The sequence below is a fragment of the Halobacillus sp. BAB-2008 genome, assembly GCF_000328325.1.
In the GTDB taxonomy this organism is placed as follows: Bacteria; Bacillota; Bacilli; order Bacillales; family Halobacillaceae; genus Halobacillus.
Map to the genome: position 1 here is coordinate 1 of NZ_ANPF01000012.1, position 15,062 is coordinate 15,062.

11 protein-coding genes, 1 pseudogene and 1 riboswitch are annotated in these 15,062 nt (G+C 50.0%); of the genes and pseudogenes, 5 read left to right on the plus strand and 7 right to left on the minus strand.

Annotation, left to right across the window (positions count from 1 at the left end; translation table 11 throughout):
• The 3 genes from D479_RS03665 to D479_RS03675 form a co-directional block, all read right to left on the minus strand.
• The coding region (locus D479_RS03665) for an ABC transporter ATP-binding protein (protein ID WP_008633779.1) at window positions 1-589 on the minus strand (589 nt) is incomplete at its 3' end.
• 217 nt (window positions 590-806) lie between these two features.
• A complete protein-coding gene (locus D479_RS03670) occupies window positions 807-1,811 on the minus strand; it encodes a sensor histidine kinase (RefSeq protein WP_008633782.1) in 1,005 nt (334 codons plus the stop codon).
• Window positions 1,808-2,494 (minus strand): response regulator transcription factor, encoded by a 687-nt coding sequence (locus D479_RS03675; protein ID WP_008633784.1) that lies wholly within the window; start codon window positions 2,492-2,494, stop codon window positions 1,808-1,810. Before D479_RS03675 ends, D479_RS03670 begins: the two co-directional genes overlap by 4 nt.
• A 178-nt stretch (window positions 2,495-2,672) precedes the next feature.
• On the opposite strand from D479_RS03675, the gene D479_RS03680 reads away from it, so the two are divergent.
• On the plus strand, window positions 2,673-3,737 hold the full coding sequence (locus D479_RS03680) for a branched-chain amino acid aminotransferase (RefSeq protein WP_008633786.1): 1,065 nt from the start codon (window positions 2,673-2,675) through the stop codon (window positions 3,735-3,737).
• 462 nt (window positions 3,738-4,199) lie between these two features.
• Here the strand turns inward: D479_RS03680 and dapA are convergent.
• Window positions 4,200-5,094, minus strand: a pseudogene (gene dapA / locus D479_RS03685) (4-hydroxy-tetrahydrodipicolinate synthase).
• Between the two features lie 129 nt (window positions 5,095-5,223).
• Window positions 5,224-5,401, minus strand: a riboswitch (Lysine riboswitch).
• Window positions 5,402-5,623: 222 nt separating this feature from the next.
• On the opposite strand from dapA, the gene D479_RS03695 reads away from it, so the two are divergent.
• On the plus strand, window positions 5,624-7,303 hold the full coding sequence (locus D479_RS03695) for a methyl-accepting chemotaxis protein (protein WP_008633789.1): 1,680 nt from the start codon (window positions 5,624-5,626) through the stop codon (window positions 7,301-7,303).
• 66 nt (window positions 7,304-7,369) lie between these two features.
• Here the strand turns inward: D479_RS03695 and D479_RS03700 are convergent, their stop codons facing one another.
• The 3 genes from D479_RS03700 to D479_RS03710 all read right to left on the minus strand — a co-directional run bounded on the left by D479_RS03700 (window position 7,370) and on the right by D479_RS03710 (window position 10,241).
• A complete protein-coding gene (locus D479_RS03700) occupies window positions 7,370-7,978 on the minus strand; it encodes a response regulator transcription factor (RefSeq protein ID WP_008633790.1) in 609 nt (202 codons plus the stop codon).
• The gene (locus D479_RS03705; RefSeq protein WP_008633791.1) at window positions 7,975-9,111 is read right to left on the minus strand and encodes a sensor histidine kinase; all 1,137 of its coding nucleotides are present in this window, start codon (window positions 9,109-9,111) and stop codon (window positions 7,975-7,977) included. Before D479_RS03705 ends, D479_RS03700 begins: the two co-directional genes overlap by 4 nt.
• Window positions 9,112-9,194: 83 nt before the next feature.
• A complete protein-coding gene (locus tag D479_RS03710; RefSeq protein ID WP_008633792.1) occupies window positions 9,195-10,241 on the minus strand; it encodes a fatty acid desaturase in 1,047 nt (348 codons plus the stop codon).
• Between the two features lie 324 nt (window positions 10,242-10,565).
• On the opposite strand from D479_RS03710, the gene D479_RS03715 reads away from it, so the two are divergent.
• The 3 genes from D479_RS03715 (at window position 10,566) to D479_RS03725 (ending at window position 14,820) form a co-directional block, all read left to right on the plus strand.
• Window positions 10,566-11,483, plus strand: coding sequence for a proline dehydrogenase (locus tag D479_RS03715; RefSeq protein ID WP_008633793.1), 918 nt, complete (start codon window positions 10,566-10,568; stop codon window positions 11,481-11,483).
• A gap of 32 nt (window positions 11,484-11,515) precedes the next feature.
• The gene (pruA, locus tag D479_RS03720; protein WP_008633794.1) at window positions 11,516-13,063 is read left to right on the plus strand and encodes an L-glutamate gamma-semialdehyde dehydrogenase; all 1,548 of its coding nucleotides are present in this window, start codon (window positions 11,516-11,518) and stop codon (window positions 13,061-13,063) included.
• A 143-nt stretch (window positions 13,064-13,206) separates the two neighbouring features.
• Window positions 13,207-14,820, plus strand: coding sequence for a helix-turn-helix domain-containing protein (locus tag D479_RS03725; RefSeq protein ID WP_008633797.1), 1,614 nt, complete (start codon window positions 13,207-13,209; stop codon window positions 14,818-14,820).
• Window positions 14,821-15,062: the final 242 nt, after the last annotated feature.

The window sequence follows — 15,062 nt, forward strand, 5'->3', positions numbered from 1 at the left end:
TCGTCGCCTCTTTCCGCTCGTTCAAACGACCGAGCTTACTAAGGAGATCAGACGCTGATTTCGAATCGAGCGCGCCTGTCGGTTCATCGGCGAAAATGATGCTCGGATCATGAATGAACGCTCTTGCTGCGGAAGTCCGCTGCTTTTGACCGCCGGAGATTTCATTCGGGTATTTGTTTTCGATTTCTTTGATCCCGAGCTCTTCCGCTACCTCCTGGAACCGCTCATTCGCCTGCTTCTTTTTAACGTTGGCGATGGACAGCGGCAGAAGAATGTTTTCCTTCACTGTGAGCGTATCGAGCAGGTTGTAATCTTGAAAAATGAATCCGAGGTGATGCTTCCGGAACTCAGCCAGCTTTTTGTCTTTCTGTCCGGTGATGACCTGTCCGTCGATTTTGATGGTTCCGTGGCTCACCCGGTCGATGGAGGAAAGGACGTTCAGCAGTGTCGTCTTTCCGGAACCGGATGCTCCCATGATCGTGACGAATTCGCCTTTTTCGATGGTCAGGTTGATGCCTTCTAGTACGTGCTGCTTCGTGAATTTATTGCCGTAGCTTTTATGGATTTTCGTAGCTTCTAATATACTCATGGTATGACCTCCCTTGTTCTATGACTTTATTCTATTAGCTTTTTCCGATGTTTTCCTGTCATTCACCTAACAAAATCGGGGATGGAAGTGACAGTTTCGTCACATGGGCAGATGAGAGGAGCGGGAAGTCTCCTCGACCCTTCGGCCACGATCATTCCCACCCTAAAGGAGTTCTCCCTGCTGCGTGCAGGTAAAAGAAAAGAAGCATAGGACAGGGTCACATGCTTCGGATGGTTGTGAAGGCGTCTTTCTTCGGGAAGTGGAGGGTGAAGGTGGACCCTTGTCCAACTTCGGAAGTGACGGAGATCTTCATCTTCAACGTTTTCCTGATGCGGTCGGTCAAATAGAGACCCATTCCCGTCGCAGCGCCGTTCTGGTGATCGGATGTCGACGTGAAGCCTTTATCGAAGATGCGGGGGAGGTCTTTCGCCTCTATGCCCCGGCCTTCATCACGGATCGCTATGTGCACCCGCTCGTCTTCTCGCCGGCTTGTGATGGTAATGTCACTCGATTCGCTGTATTTGATGGCGTTTGTCAGCAGCTGGCGCAGGATGAAGGCGAGCCATTTTGCATCACTCAACACGTGTGTCGCTTCCAAATCGATATCGAAGCCGATTCCCTTCTGCATGCACCAGGACTTAAGGGTACGGATTTCCTGGAATAACAGCGGCTCTAACTCTATTTCTTCTATATAAAGGTCATTCTCGATGAAGGGGATCCGTTTCTGATAGAGCTGCTGGTCTAGAAGCAGGTGGATCCGCATCCATTCATACGTCAGCTGGGACTTGAGCTTGTAATCTTCGATCTTATCAAACAGGAGGTGCATCGCACTCATCGGCGTCTTCACTTCGTGGATCCAGGAGAGCAGCTGGTCCTTCTCTTCTTCCAATCGGTGCTGGTTATCGGCAAGCTCCTGTTTCAAGCGTTCCATATGGTCTGTGACGTTGTCGTCGATGATCCGTTCAAACGGACTGTCCCCTTCCGGAAAAGTCGAAAGATCCAAGTCCCGGTCCCGTTCCTGCATTTGACGGTAGAAGCGGGTTTCCTTCTGGTACCGGATGAATAAAAACAGCGCAATTAAAAGGAAGGACAGAAAGTTGTAGTACAGAACGGAGGTGACCGGGATTGTCGAATCGATGGCACCAACGAGAGCTGCCAGCACCTGCAGACCGAAAAGAAAGGCGATCCAAGCAAGGCGTTCTTTCAGAAATGCCCCGATCATTGCGAATCCTCCTTCGCCACATAGCCTTGTCCGACCTTCGTCTCAATCGCATCTCCCAAGTCGATTTCAGCGAGTTTCTTGCGCAGCCTGTTGACGTTGACGGTCAGGGTATTGTCGCTGACGAACCGCTCATCCTCCCACAAACGCTGGATCAGCTCTTCCCGGCTGACAATCTTGCTTTTTTTATCCACCAGCTGCTTCAAAATAAGGATTTCGTTCTTCGTCAAATCGATCGATCCTTTTTCATTGGACACGCGGTTGCGGTCATAGTCAATGGTGGCTCCCTGCCAAGTCTTCCACTTATTCGTTTCCGTATTGTAGTTGTAGACGCGGCGCAGGATCGCCTGGATCTTCGCAATCAGCACATCGAAGTGAAACGGCTTCTGGACGAAATCGTCGGCACCCAGGTTCATCGACATCACCATGTCCGTCGGATGGTCTCTCGAGGACAGGAAGATGATCGGTACGTTCGAGTGGGCACGGATCATCCGGCACCAATGGAAGCCGTCGAACTTCGGCAGCTGGATATCAATGAGCACAAGATCGGGATTTACATCGGTGAACCGGTTCATCACCTGTTGGAAGTCATCGATCCCATATACTTCATACGACCATTGCGACAGACGTTCCTCCATTTCCTGGAACAACGTCCGGTCGTCTTCAATCAACAATAATTTAAACAAAAAAGACACCACGCTTTCCGTATATTGCCTTTTTCCAGTATACCATGATGCTCCATGTATCGTATTTCGATTATTCAAGCAAATCCTCTTTAAAATTGTCGGAAGTGGGCGTACAATGGATAGTATTATTTGAAAAACGGCCCCGGCCGGCGATTACATAAATAAAGGAGTCCTGACAATGGCATTGAGCATCATTCAAAGCGAAACGAAGAAGAAGAAACCGGAATCGAAAGAGATCCCTTTCGGCAGAACGTTCACAGACCATATGTTTGTGATGGATTATGAAGCGGATAAAGGCTGGCACGAGCCCCGCATCGTCCCTTATGAGCCGCTGACACTCGACCCGGCAGCGATGATTTTCCATTACGGGCAGACGGTTTTCGAAGGGATGAAGGCTTATCGTACGGATGATGACCGCGTCCTGCTTTTCCGTCCGGAGAAGAACTTCGAACGCTTGAACTTGTCCAGTGAGCGCTTGAGCATTCCGGCGATTGATGAAGACGAAGTGCTGGGTTATCTGAAGGAGCTTGTGGAGCTGGAGAAAGACTGGGTTCCATCCTTTGAAGGGACGTCGCTGTACATCCGTCCATTTATCATTTCGACAGAAGCGAACCTCGCCGTTGCGCCGTCGAAATCCTACAAGCTGATGATCATCCTCTCTCCAGTCGGCCCGTATTTCTCCGGCGGTTTGAAGCCTGTCACGATCAACGTCGAGAATGAATTCACCCGTGCGGTCAAAGGCGGCACCGGCATGGCGAAGACAGCAGGGAACTATTCCTCCGGCTATCAGGCCCAGGCGAAGGCGGTCGAGGAAGGCAACAACGATGTGCTTTGGCTTGATGGTGTGGAGAAACGCTACATCGAAGAAGTCGGCAGCATGAACATTTTCTTCAAAGTGGACGGAGAAGTCGTCACACCTGCCTTGAGCGGCAGTATCCTGAAGGGGATCACGCGCGCATCGATCCTGGAGCTTTTGGAGAAGTGGGGCATCCCGGTCACCGAGCGCCGAATTGCGATCGAAGAGCTGTATGAATGGTACGAACAGGGGAAAGTGGAGGAAGCGTTCGGAACAGGAACGGCTGCCGTCATCTCTCCTGTCGGGGAATTGAACTGGCTCGGTAAGAAAATGGTCATCAATGATCATGAAATCGGCGATCTGTCCCAGAAGCTGTATGACACGATCACCGGAATTCAGCGCGGCCGCAAGGAAGATACGGAAGGCTGGACGGTCACGATCGACTGAAAAGACCTTCCAGCTTCGTTTGAATAGTAAGGCATAGAAGAGAGCCTCCCAATGGTGTGGAAGGCTCTCTTTTTGTTGGAGGAGGGACAGGAAGGGGAAAGCTGCTCTTCCGGCGACTCCCCTGTGGCTATGTTTCTCTTTTCTTTTGGATTGGACGAGTAACTTACTCTGTAACCCCAGCCATAAAAGCACAGAAGGGAGCAAGGTAACGAATAAAGGGTAGTTCGGTCCTTGCCAGCCTAAGATGTACAAAAAAGGTAATTTAAAAATAAAAGAAGCAACATCCATGAAAGACTGCATCTCATTGTGGAAGGACTGACTATACTCAATGGTCCTATCCACCCCGCTCTGATCATTCTAAATTTTTATCCCGTACGCTGATAAACGGATCATCACCTATTTTAATGGGTTAAAAAAGAGGAAGGCGTGCTCCTATCCAGAGAGCACGCCTTCCTTTATTCTTTATGATGCCATTCGTTCGTCTTGTCTGATCGTGCTTACTATATCCAAAACCCGCTTGCTTTCTTCCTGCGTCAAAGGCAGCAGAGGCAGGCGGACGCCTCCGACCTGGACGCCGAGAGCGTTCAGGGCTGCTTTCACCGGTGATGGACTCGGTGCGGAGAAGATGGCGTGCATGACCGGGAGCAGCTTCTGGTGAAGCGTTGCTGCGAAGGCGCCGTCTCCTTCACGGTAGCTTTGGATCATCTGCTGCATTTCTTTTCCGATGACGTGGGAGGAGACGGAGACGATACCTGTCCCACCGATGGCAACGAACGGCAGCGTGTTGCCGTCTTCTCCGCTGTAGACGGAGAAGTCCTCCGGCGTTTCGCGGATGATGGTCGTCGCCGCATCGAGATCGCCGCTCGCTTCTTTAACGGAAACGATGTTGTCGATCTTAGATAAGCGAATGATCGTTTCCGGTTCCATGTTGACGACGCTTCTTCCCGGAATGTTATAAAGCATGACCGGGAGGGAAGTCGCTTCAGCGATGGTGCGGAAATGCTGATACATCCCTTCCTGAGACTGGTTTGTTGTAGTAAGGGACGACGAGCATGACGGCATCCACGCCGGTCTGTTCTGCTTCCTTCGTCAGCTCAATAGATGCTCGTGTGTTGTTGGATCCTGTTCCTGCGATGACCGGAACACGTCCGTCGACGACTTCCACAGTGAAGCGGAACAGGGACAGCTTCTCCTCTTTCGTAAGCGTCGGAGATTCTCCGGTCGTTCCTGCGATGACCAACGCATCCGAACCGTTGTCGATCAAATGGTCAATCAAAGCACGTGTCGCTTCATAATCAATATTCTCATCGTTGTCGAACGGGGTTACCATTGCTGTTAATACTTGGCCGAAATTCATAACCTCACACCTTTTAGTAAGTTTTTTTAAATACAGACCGAGGCATCAGGACCATTCAGCGCAGTAAATAAACAAAAACGGCAGCAACGAGGGAATCGCTGCTGCCGTAGAAACTTTGTATCCGTTCCTGCGTAAGATAGCCCTCCATATAGTCTCCTATATGACAGTCCTGCACTTCTTCAGTATCAGAACCAGCTTCAGGAAGATGAGATTCGAGAAGCTTCGGCAATTTCCCCTTTCCGCATCGATCTTCAGAGCTCATTCTCCTCCGTATGCGTACTGATGTCATTGCACCTCTATCCTTACTCCAAATAAAATTTGAAATAAGAAAATATTTAGTTAGCTTGATCGTAACAAAAATTGTCCTCAAATACAACACGAACGATGAAAATTCCAAATCTTCGACAATGTTTTTGCACATTGGCTTATGCCGACCTGCACATGGGAGAGGAGGAACTACATAAAAAGGTCCATCAACCCGATATAAAAGATAGATAACTATAATAAAAAAGGGGACCTGGTTTCAACGATGAAAAGTATAAGAGGAAAGATTTTGACGGCCTTCTCTGTGGTCATTTTATTGACGGTTTTGCTCGCGAGTTTCAACTATTTCGCTACTTCAAGGACGAACGAGAATACGAAGGGGATCGTCGACCGTGAACTGCCGCTGTTGATCCTCGATGAGAAGCTCGCCTATAACTTATCACAGAAGGTAGCTGCAGCCCGTGGGTATGTACTCTTTAACGATGACGCATACAGGGAAACCTTTGAAGCGTATTCGGAAGACAGCATGAAGATGCAGAAGGATCTCCTGGACCGGACGGACTCCGATGACATCAGGCAGCTTGTCACGGACAGTATTGAATGGGAAGGGACTGTGCGGACAGAGGTGTTTGAACGGTTTGACGACGGTCGGGAAGAGGAAGCCCTGAAAGCGCTCGAAGATACGGTTACTCCGGTAAGTAATGAATTGATAACCATCTATGAAGAAGCCTCTATTCGTAGAGAAGGGGAAATCCAGGAGATGGGATCTAACGTGTTGGAAAGCGGCGCAGCTATGATGTTCTGGGGATTGATTATCTCTGCGGCAGTCATACTGGTTGGACTCCTTTTCGCATGGATGATGGCGAATAACCTCTCCAGGCCGATCAAACGTGTCGCAGAACGGATGCGTCACCTTGCGGGCGGCGACATCAGTAAAGGGGATCTGGAAGTGAAGAGCAAGGATGAGATCGGGGCGCTTGCCGGTGCGATGAATACGATGCAGGCGGCCTTGAAGGAAGTGATCGAATCGGTTTCCCTGACCTCCGACCGTGTCACGGTGCAAAGCAGGGAGCTTGATCAGGCATCGGAAGAAGTGAGGGAAGGAAGCGTGCAGATCGCCTCGACGATGCAGGAAATGTCTTCCGGAGCAGAGTCCCAGGCGGACGGTGCTTCCAGTCTGGCGGAACAGATGCGCACCTTCACAGATAAAATTGCGGTTGCGGATGCGAACGGCGGGCACGTGTCGCATTCGTCTTCTCAAGTACTCGAGCTTGCAGAAGGAGGTCGGGAGCAGATGAAGGCAGCGATCGGCCAGATGCACAGGATCGATACGATTGTGAAGGATTCGGTCGAGAAAGTGAAAGGCCTCGATAGGCAGTCTCGGGAAATTTCCAAGCTTGTCCAGGTCATTGAAGCGATTGCGTCTCAGACGAACCTGCTGTCGTTGAATGCGGCGATTGAAGCCGCCCGTGCGGGTGAGCACGGCAGAGGCTTTGCCGTCGTTGCGGATGAGGTGAGGAAACTTGCAGAGCAGGTCACTGCTTCTGTCGGTGATATTACCGATATCGTGGAAGGCATTCAGACGGAATCCGGGCAGGTCGTCCAATCCTTGGAAGAAGGATATACCGAAGTGGGCCGGGGGTCTGTCGAGATGGAGGCGAGTGGAGAGACGTTCGATACGATCCATCATTCCGTTTCTGACATGGTAGCTAAAATCCAGGAGATTTCTGCCCACCTTCGCGAAATTGCCGGCGCAGGACAAGATATGAACCGTTCCATCGAAGAAATCGCTTCGATTACAGAAGAGTCGGCGGCGGGGGTCGAACAGGCAGCTGCTTCGGCCCAGCAGTCGAGCGGATCGATGGAGGAAGTGTCTCGAAGTGCCGCCGAATTGTCGGATCTGGCAGGAGAACTGAATCGCCATGTCCGCCGTTTCAAACTATAAGAAAACACCAAAGAACAGCCGGTCCTGCGAGTATAAGCAGGACCGGCTGTTTTTTTATCAGGGGAATCATTTCGACCGTTTGTACCAGCCTTTTTCTTTAAAACGAGAGATCGCTTCGATTCGGTTGGTTACTTCCAGCTTTTCCAGAATGACAGATACGTAGTTGCGGACAGTCCCTGGTGTGATGAACAGCTCTTTAGAGATATCCTTCGTATTTTTTCCATCTGCCATCAGCTGAATGACTTCCTGTTCCCGTTCGGTGAGCGGGTTGGGTTCGGTGAAGGCAAGATCAACGAGCTCCGGGTCGAAGATGCGCTGGCCGTTCATGATCTTACGGATGGCCGTTGCCAGTTCCTCACTCGGACTGTCTTTGAGCAGATACCCGCTGACTCCCGCTTTTCTTGCCCGTTCGAAGTAACCGGGGCGGGCGAAAGTCGTCAGGATGATGACTTTGCATGTTTCCTCTTGAATTTCTTCGGCGGCATCCAGGCCGTCTTTCACCGGCATTTCAATATCCATGATGCAGATGTCCGGCTTTTCTTCACGGACAAGGTTGACTGCTTCCTGACCGTTTCCCGCCTGACCGACGACTTCCATCCCTTCTTCTAAATCCAGCAGGGCGCCCAGCGCGCCCAGCAGCATACGCTGGTCTTCTGCAATGACGATCCGTATCATGCCGGACCCTCCTTTTTCTTGTTTTTTATCACATTCGGTACGTGAAAGAGCAGCTTGGTTCCTTCTTCGGAACGGATTTCCAGCCTTCCGTTAACGAATTCCAGCCGTTCGCGCATTCCCTGTAAGCCGTGTCCCTGGAAAGGTTCCAGCGTCTCCGGAATCCCTTTCCCATCGTCGGCAATCGTGACGAGAATTTCATTTGGTGAGGGATGGATCGTAATATGGCAGGTGGAAGCTTCGCTGTGCTTGACTACATTCGTCGCTGCTTCCTTCAGGCACATACTGAGTACGTTCTCAACAAGCAGCGGGGTGTTCTTAAGCACCGGATCTCCTTCGTAGGAAAACGTCATTTCCGCTGCCTCGATAATCTGCCGGACGCGGACGAGTTCATCCTCAAGCTTCGTCCCTCTCATATTCGATACCATTTCCCTTACTTCCTTCAACGCATTGCGTGAGGTCATCCGGATATCATCGATTTCCTGCTTGGCTCGATTCGGCTGCATGTCCATCAGCTTCCGGGCGAGGTCGCTTTTCAAGCCGATCATCGACAGCTTCTGTCCGAGGGTATCATGAAGGTCCCGCGCAATCCGCTCTCTTTCTTCGATGACCATCAGCTGGGAAATCCGTTCATTGGCATCCTGCAGTTCGCCTTCCAGCTTCTGCTGCTGGTTCCGATAGCGGACAGTGAAGGGGAGCAGGATCACACCGATGACGGTGATGATAATGAACGGCAGGTTCGGAAATACCGAATCAAGCTGATGGATGAAAGTGACGGTGATGGCGATCAACGTCGTTGCCAGGTGGACAATATAGAGAGAAAGAAACCCACCCAGGCTCTTAATGTTCCCGATGAAGAAAGCGAGGAACAGGGCGAAATAGATGTATCCGAACGAAATGGTCATCAAAAGACTGATCACCATTTCGATACTCACCCACAGATATACGAATCCGCTCTTGGAGATGAAGGACAGACGATACGCAAGGAAGAAGAGCAGCGTCATCAAAATGCCGAACATCATTTCATACATCGAAGAGGAGCGGAAAATGAAGAAGAACGGCAGGACGCAGAAGATAATCCAGACATAAATGCTGAGTCCTGTGTTCTTCGGAATGATATGGTACCAGTTCTGCATGGCGGCGGCCTCCTTGTTTCTCTCACTTAAGCATAAAGGAAAATAAAGAAAAAACCCATTCAAAGGAATGGGTTTTGGTGGAATTACTGGTCTTCCTGGAACCTTGGACGGCTTTGGACACGTCGCTGCTTTTTCTCCAGTAACGGTTTCACTTCTTTGAAGGAAATGAATGTCTTGTTTTCCGTGTCATACAGGCGGAAGCGGATCGACTCAAGGCTCGTCTTCAGCGTGATGGTCGTTGCGTGCTGAAGGGGAGGCGTCTCTTCGTGTGCCTTCTCCAGGGCGTAGTTCGGTACCCGCGGGCTCAAGTGGTGGACGTGGTGGAAACCGATGTTTCCGGACACCCATTGAAGCAACTTCGGAAGCTTATAATAAGAGCTTCCATCGACCGCTGCTTTAACGAAGTCCCACTCCGATTCATCTTCAAAATAGGAATCCTCGAACTGGTGCTGGACGTAAAACAACCAGATTCCGAGAACACCGGATACGTAAAGGATCGGCAGCTGGATGATCAGGAATGCCTGCCAGCCGATCGCCCAGATAAGAAGGGAGTAGATGGCGACGACCGCCACGTTGGTAATGTACGTATTCCAACGTTCTCTGCGCTTTGCACCTTTGCGGTTGAAGCGGTTGGAGATAAGGAACAAGTAAATCGGTCCGAGTCCGAACATGACGATCGGGTTGCGGTACAGACGGTAAGCGAGACGCTCTTTGAAACTCGCGTTCACATACTCATCGACCGTCATCACCCAGATGTCACCGGTACCACGTTTATCAAGATTACCGCTCGTCGCATGGTGGATCGAGTGGCTCCGTTTCCATTTTTCGAAAGGGAAGAGCGTCAAAATACCCGAGATCGTTCCAATGACACGGTTGGCCTTCTGACTTTTCAGGAAGGATTGGTGCGTGCAGTCATGGAAAATGATGAAGACCCGGATCACGAAACCTCCGGCGATCATGGCGATTGGAATGGCGAGCCATACAGATAAAGCCATGCTGGCGTAAGCCAAATACCACAGCAGGATAAATGGAATCAGTGTATTGATCAGCTGGCGGACGCCGGCGGCTGTATCCGGTTTCGCATATGCGGAAACACTTTTCTTCAACTCTCTTTGTTTGGCGCTGTTCATAGGTTTTTCTCCTCTTTGATTGGTCGTTATCCCCATCATAAGAGATAAGAGGACCGACGATAAGACACAAACGTCAGGACTTACCCATGACACTTATCATGGGTCGGTAAGAGAAAGTGGATATTCCCATTATATGGGTGGTGAAAACACCTTTCGACACTTTTGTGCTGAAACAATAAAAAGGCGGGGGTATCTTTGTGTTTCGACCACGTTGTCAAATGTAAGCGTTATTCGTTACAATTTTCTTAACAATTAAACATTTCCGAGTTACACCGGATAAAGCTTGTATGGATCGATAGAGAATGATGAAAGGGTGTGGGGATCTTGGAAGCCATCAGTAAGAATTTCTTCTTATACCTTTCCAACAATAAGATGTTAGATCGGATGGCCAAGCGCTTCGGCACAAGATTCGGAGCGGACAAGATAGTCGGGGGAGAAACATTCCCTCAGGCAATACCGCTGATCAAGCAATTGAATGAGGAGGGACTCGTGGTAACCGTCGATCACCTTGGTGAATTCGTCGACTGTGAGTCTGAATCGAGGGACCGGGCCGGAGAATGCATCCGCAGTATTCAGCAGATCGCTGCCCATCAACTTCAATCGGAAGTGTCCTTGAAGCTGACCTCCCTCGGGCTTGATATCAGCCATGAGCTTGTGATGGAGAATATGGAACTGATCCTGAAGGAAGCGGAGAAGCATGGTATCACCGTGACGATTGATATGGAGGATTCCTCCAGGTGCGGAGCGACGCTGGACATATACAAAGCGCTGAAGAAAGACTACCCGAACCTCGGAACTGTCGTTCAATCCTATCTGTACCGCTCCGATCAGGACTTGGATGATCTCAATGAATACGATCCATACCTGCGCCTCGTCAAAGGGGCTTACAAGGAATCCGGCAAAGTAGCTTTCCCAGAGAAGAAGCTCGTCGATGATAACCTCAAGCATTTGATCAGAAAGAACTTGTTAAACGGCAACTATACGGCCATTGCAAGCCATGACGATGCGATTGTCGCTTATACGAAGCAGCTCGTGAAGGAGCATGACATTCCGAACGACCGTTTCGAATTCCAAATGCTTTACGGCATGCGGACACAAATGCAGGCAGACCTTCTGAAAGAGGGATATAAAGTCCGTGTGTATATGCCGTACGGGGAAGATTGGTACGGCTACTTCATGAGACGCCTGGCGGAGAGACCGGCTAACATCGCCTTCGCCATGAAAGGGATTTTCAGCAAATAAACTATTTATTATACAGAGAGGGGAATTTACCTATGGTCCAACCATATAAGCACGAACCATTCACAGATTTTACAGTAGAAGAGAACAAGAAAGCTTTCGAAGAAGCACTGAAGCAGGTGAAGGAAGAGCTTGGTCAGCATCATGACCTTCTCATCAATGGAGAACGCGTGCACACGGATCAGCATATTACGTCCATCAACCCGGCGGATACGAAGCAGGTTGTCGGAACGGTATCGAAAGCGAATGCGGAACTTGCAGAGAAAGCAGTGCAGGCAGCAGCGGACGCTTTTGAAGATTGGCGCAAATGGGATCCACGTGCCCGTGCAGAGCTGCTTTTCCGCGCTGCGCACATCATCCGCCGCCGCAAGCATGAATTCTCCGCTTACCTTGTGTACGAAGTAGGGAAGCCTTGGAAAGAGGCGGATGCGGATACAGCGGAAGCTATCGACTTTCTTGAATATTATGCTCGTCAGATGATTGAACTGAAAGAAGGGAAACCGGTGGAAAGCCGTCCGGGTGAACAGAACCGTTATGTGTACACACCGACAGGCGTAGCCGTCGTCATCCCACCATGGAACCTGGCATTCGCTATCATGGCCGGTACCGCTGTCGCACCGCTTGTGACAGGAAGCACGGTTGTCATGAAGCCGGCCAGCAACAGTCCGGTCGTTGCAGCCAAATTCGTTGAAGTGCTGGAAGAAGCCGGTCTTCCGAAAGGCGTCTTGAACTTCGTCCCTGGAAGCGGCGGCGAAGTAGGCGATTACCTCGTCGATCATCCGAAAACAGCCCTTATTTCCTTCACCGGCTCCCGTGATGTCGGTCTTCGCATCATCAAACGCGCGGCCGAGGTGAAGGAAGGGCAGAATCATATCAAACAGGTGATCGCGGAAATGGGCGGGAAGGATACCGTCGTTGTCGATGAATCAGCGAACATTGAAACAGCCGTCGATGCGATCATCACTTCTGCTTTCGGTTTCTCCGGTCAGAAATGCTCCTCCGGTTCCCGTGTCGTGGCACACGAAGCGGTTTACGATGAAGTGTTGGAGAAAGTGAAAGAGCGTGCCGAACAGTTGACCGTCGGAAATGCCTCCGAAGAGAACGTGTATATGGGGCCTGTCGTCGACAAGGGGGCTTATGACAAGATCATGAGCTACATGGAAATCGGGAAAGAAGAAGGCCGCCTAGTCACTGGTGGAAAAGGTGATGACTCCAAAGGGTATTTCATCAAGCCGACGGTATTTGCAGACCTTGCGCCGGATTCCCGTATGCAGCAGGAGGAAATCTTCGGGCCGGTCGTTTGTTTCACGAAGGCGAAGAACTTCGATGAAGCGATCGATATCGCCAACAATACGGAATATGGACTGACTGGTGCAGTCATTTCCGATGACCGTGATCACCTGGAAAAAGCGAAGTATGATTTCCATGTCGGAAACCTTTACTTCAACCGCAGCTGTACAGGAGCCATTGTCGGCTACCAGCCGTTCGGCGGCTTCAAAATGTCCGGAACCGACTCTAAAGCCGGCGGACCGGATTATCTGGCGCTGCACATGCAGGCGAAGACGATCTCGGAAACGTTCTAAAAACGTATTCGAAAATGTCATCTACTCCTTACAACAAACCAAAGCTCTCCCGGAATGGGGGAGCTTTTTTCATAACCGGCGGGTTTTCTCCGGTACAATTGCTTTTTCTTTCCAACCACAACGGATATAATGGAGGGTAACGCATGACATTCAACCTACTTGGAAAGGTAAGGATTCCTATGGAAGTGAAAGAGTTGATCCTTCAGGCAGAAGATATCCATAAAGCGACAGAATTGATCAGTTCGAAACTGAAGAAACCGGTCATCATTGAAAATAAGAATTTTGAACTCGTGTCCTACAGCTCTGCTTTCGATGACTTCGATCAAACCCAGCAGAAAACGATTTTGTCCAAGAAATGTCCGATCTTCATCATCGACCGCTTGAAGAAGGAAGGGATCGTCCAGCGTCTCGATCAACAGCCGGATGCGATCCGTATTTCTCCAATCGAGGACCTCGGCTTCCAGCAGCGGGTCGTCATCGCTGCCAAGCATCTAGGCCATACGCTCGGCTATGTGTGGATTCAGGAGTCGGATCATTCTCTGGAGGAAACGGATTTACATTTCTTGGAGGAAATTACGCCCCATTTAGGGAAATTAATATATGATCAGTTCATGAAGGTGAATGCCAAGGAAGGACGGAAGGAGGAACTGCTCTGGCAGCTGCTGCAGCATGAGTACGGCAGCGAGCGTCAGTTCCGTCACGATGCTTCCTTAGCGATGCTTCAGGTTCCTGACAGGTTTTCGGTGGTTGTCTTCTCTGTGACCGCTCCCCAGTACAAATACATGCTGGATGAGCTGGAGACAACAGTCAACCGTTTCCGTGCCGATAAACAGCTCTACTATTTGAAGACGGAATTCCAGATCATTATTATGATCGAAGGCCGTGTGAAGGACCGCTTCTCTTCTCGTAACATCGCGCGGGATCTGATCGAAGAAGTGAAGCGCGAGACGGGCGAAGAGGAATTTTACCATTTCCTCATCGGAGTCGGTAAAGAATACACGACGCTGATTCATATGCGAAAGAGCTTCCTGGAGGCATTGGAAGTGATCGAGACGGCAAGTTTCATCAACCCCCGTCCTGAATCCATGCCGAGGGAATTCGCACGTCTGGGGATTTACCGCTACCTTGCCGCTTTATATGAGAAAAACAGTTCGGAAGACTATTATAGTGAAGATCTGCTTCTTCTCATCAAGAATGATACCGAGAAACAGACGGAACTCCTGCTTACTTTGGAAGCGTACCTTGCGAATAACGGGAAGGGTAAACAGACCGCGCAGGAACTGTTCATTCACCCGAACACGCTCAATTACCGAATCAAACAAATCCAGGAATTGACGAACATCGATTTTTCAGATTTTAACAGTAAAGCCTATTTGTATACGGAGTTATTGCTATTAAATAACGTAGATAATTACTACCAGCGCTACAAATCAGCCTTCAGAAGGGATAGGAGGAAGTCGATGATCACAGAGGCGGTCATGCTGCACGTGGAAAAAGGAAGAGAACAGGAATATGAAGAAGCGTTCCGGGAAGCATCGACGTACATTTCATCCATGGACGGGTACATATCCCACGAGCTTAAGCGGTGCTTGGAAGTCGATGGTAAGTATTTAATGCTGATCTATTGGCAGACGCTCGAAGACCATACCATCGGTTTCCGCGAATCGGACGAATATAAAGAATGGTCGAGGCTGCTCCATCCTTTCTATGATCCACATCCGACTGTCGAACATTTTGAGAAAGTCGATCTCGGTTAAGCTTCTATGCAAAAAAATCCGAACGAATTCCCTTTCTGTTTAGAGAAAGAGAATCGTTCGGATTTTTTCGTTTTTTAGGTGCTGTACTCTTGGCTGGGCTGGGAATTGGTAAGGAAAATGGACATGACCAATCCAAGAATGGCGAAAATACCTGCGACGATGAAGGATACGTTGACACCGTGGATCAGACCGATCAGACCTTCCGACGGTTCGGCCTGACTCGTCATGACAGATACGAGAAG

Excerpts from the sequence above, each read along its gene's own strand:
- D479_RS03670 (WP_008633782.1), bottom strand. The coding sequence starts at position 1,811 with ATGATCGGGGCATTTCTGAAAGAACGCCTTGCTTGGATCGCCTTTCTT.
- D479_RS03680 (WP_008633786.1), top strand. The coding sequence starts at position 2,673 with ATGGCATTGAGCATCATTCAAAGCGAAACGAAGAAGAAGAAACCGGAA.
- D479_RS03695 (WP_008633789.1), top strand. The coding sequence starts at position 5,624 with ATGAAAAGTATAAGAGGAAAGATTTTGACGGCCTTCTCTGTGGTCATT.
- D479_RS03700 (WP_008633790.1), bottom strand. The coding sequence starts at position 7,978 with ATGATACGGATCGTCATTGCAGAAGACCAGCGTATGCTGCTGGGCGCG.
- D479_RS03705 (WP_008633791.1), bottom strand. The coding sequence starts at position 9,111 with ATGCAGAACTGGTACCATATCATTCCGAAGAACACAGGACTCAGCATT.
- D479_RS03710 (WP_008633792.1), bottom strand. The coding sequence starts at position 10,241 with ATGAACAGCGCCAAACAAAGAGAGTTGAAGAAAAGTGTTTCCGCATAT.
- pruA (WP_008633794.1), top strand. The coding sequence starts at position 11,516 with ATGGTCCAACCATATAAGCACGAACCATTCACAGATTTTACAGTAGAA.
- D479_RS03725 (WP_008633797.1), top strand. The coding sequence starts at position 13,207 with ATGACATTCAACCTACTTGGAAAGGTAAGGATTCCTATGGAAGTGAAA.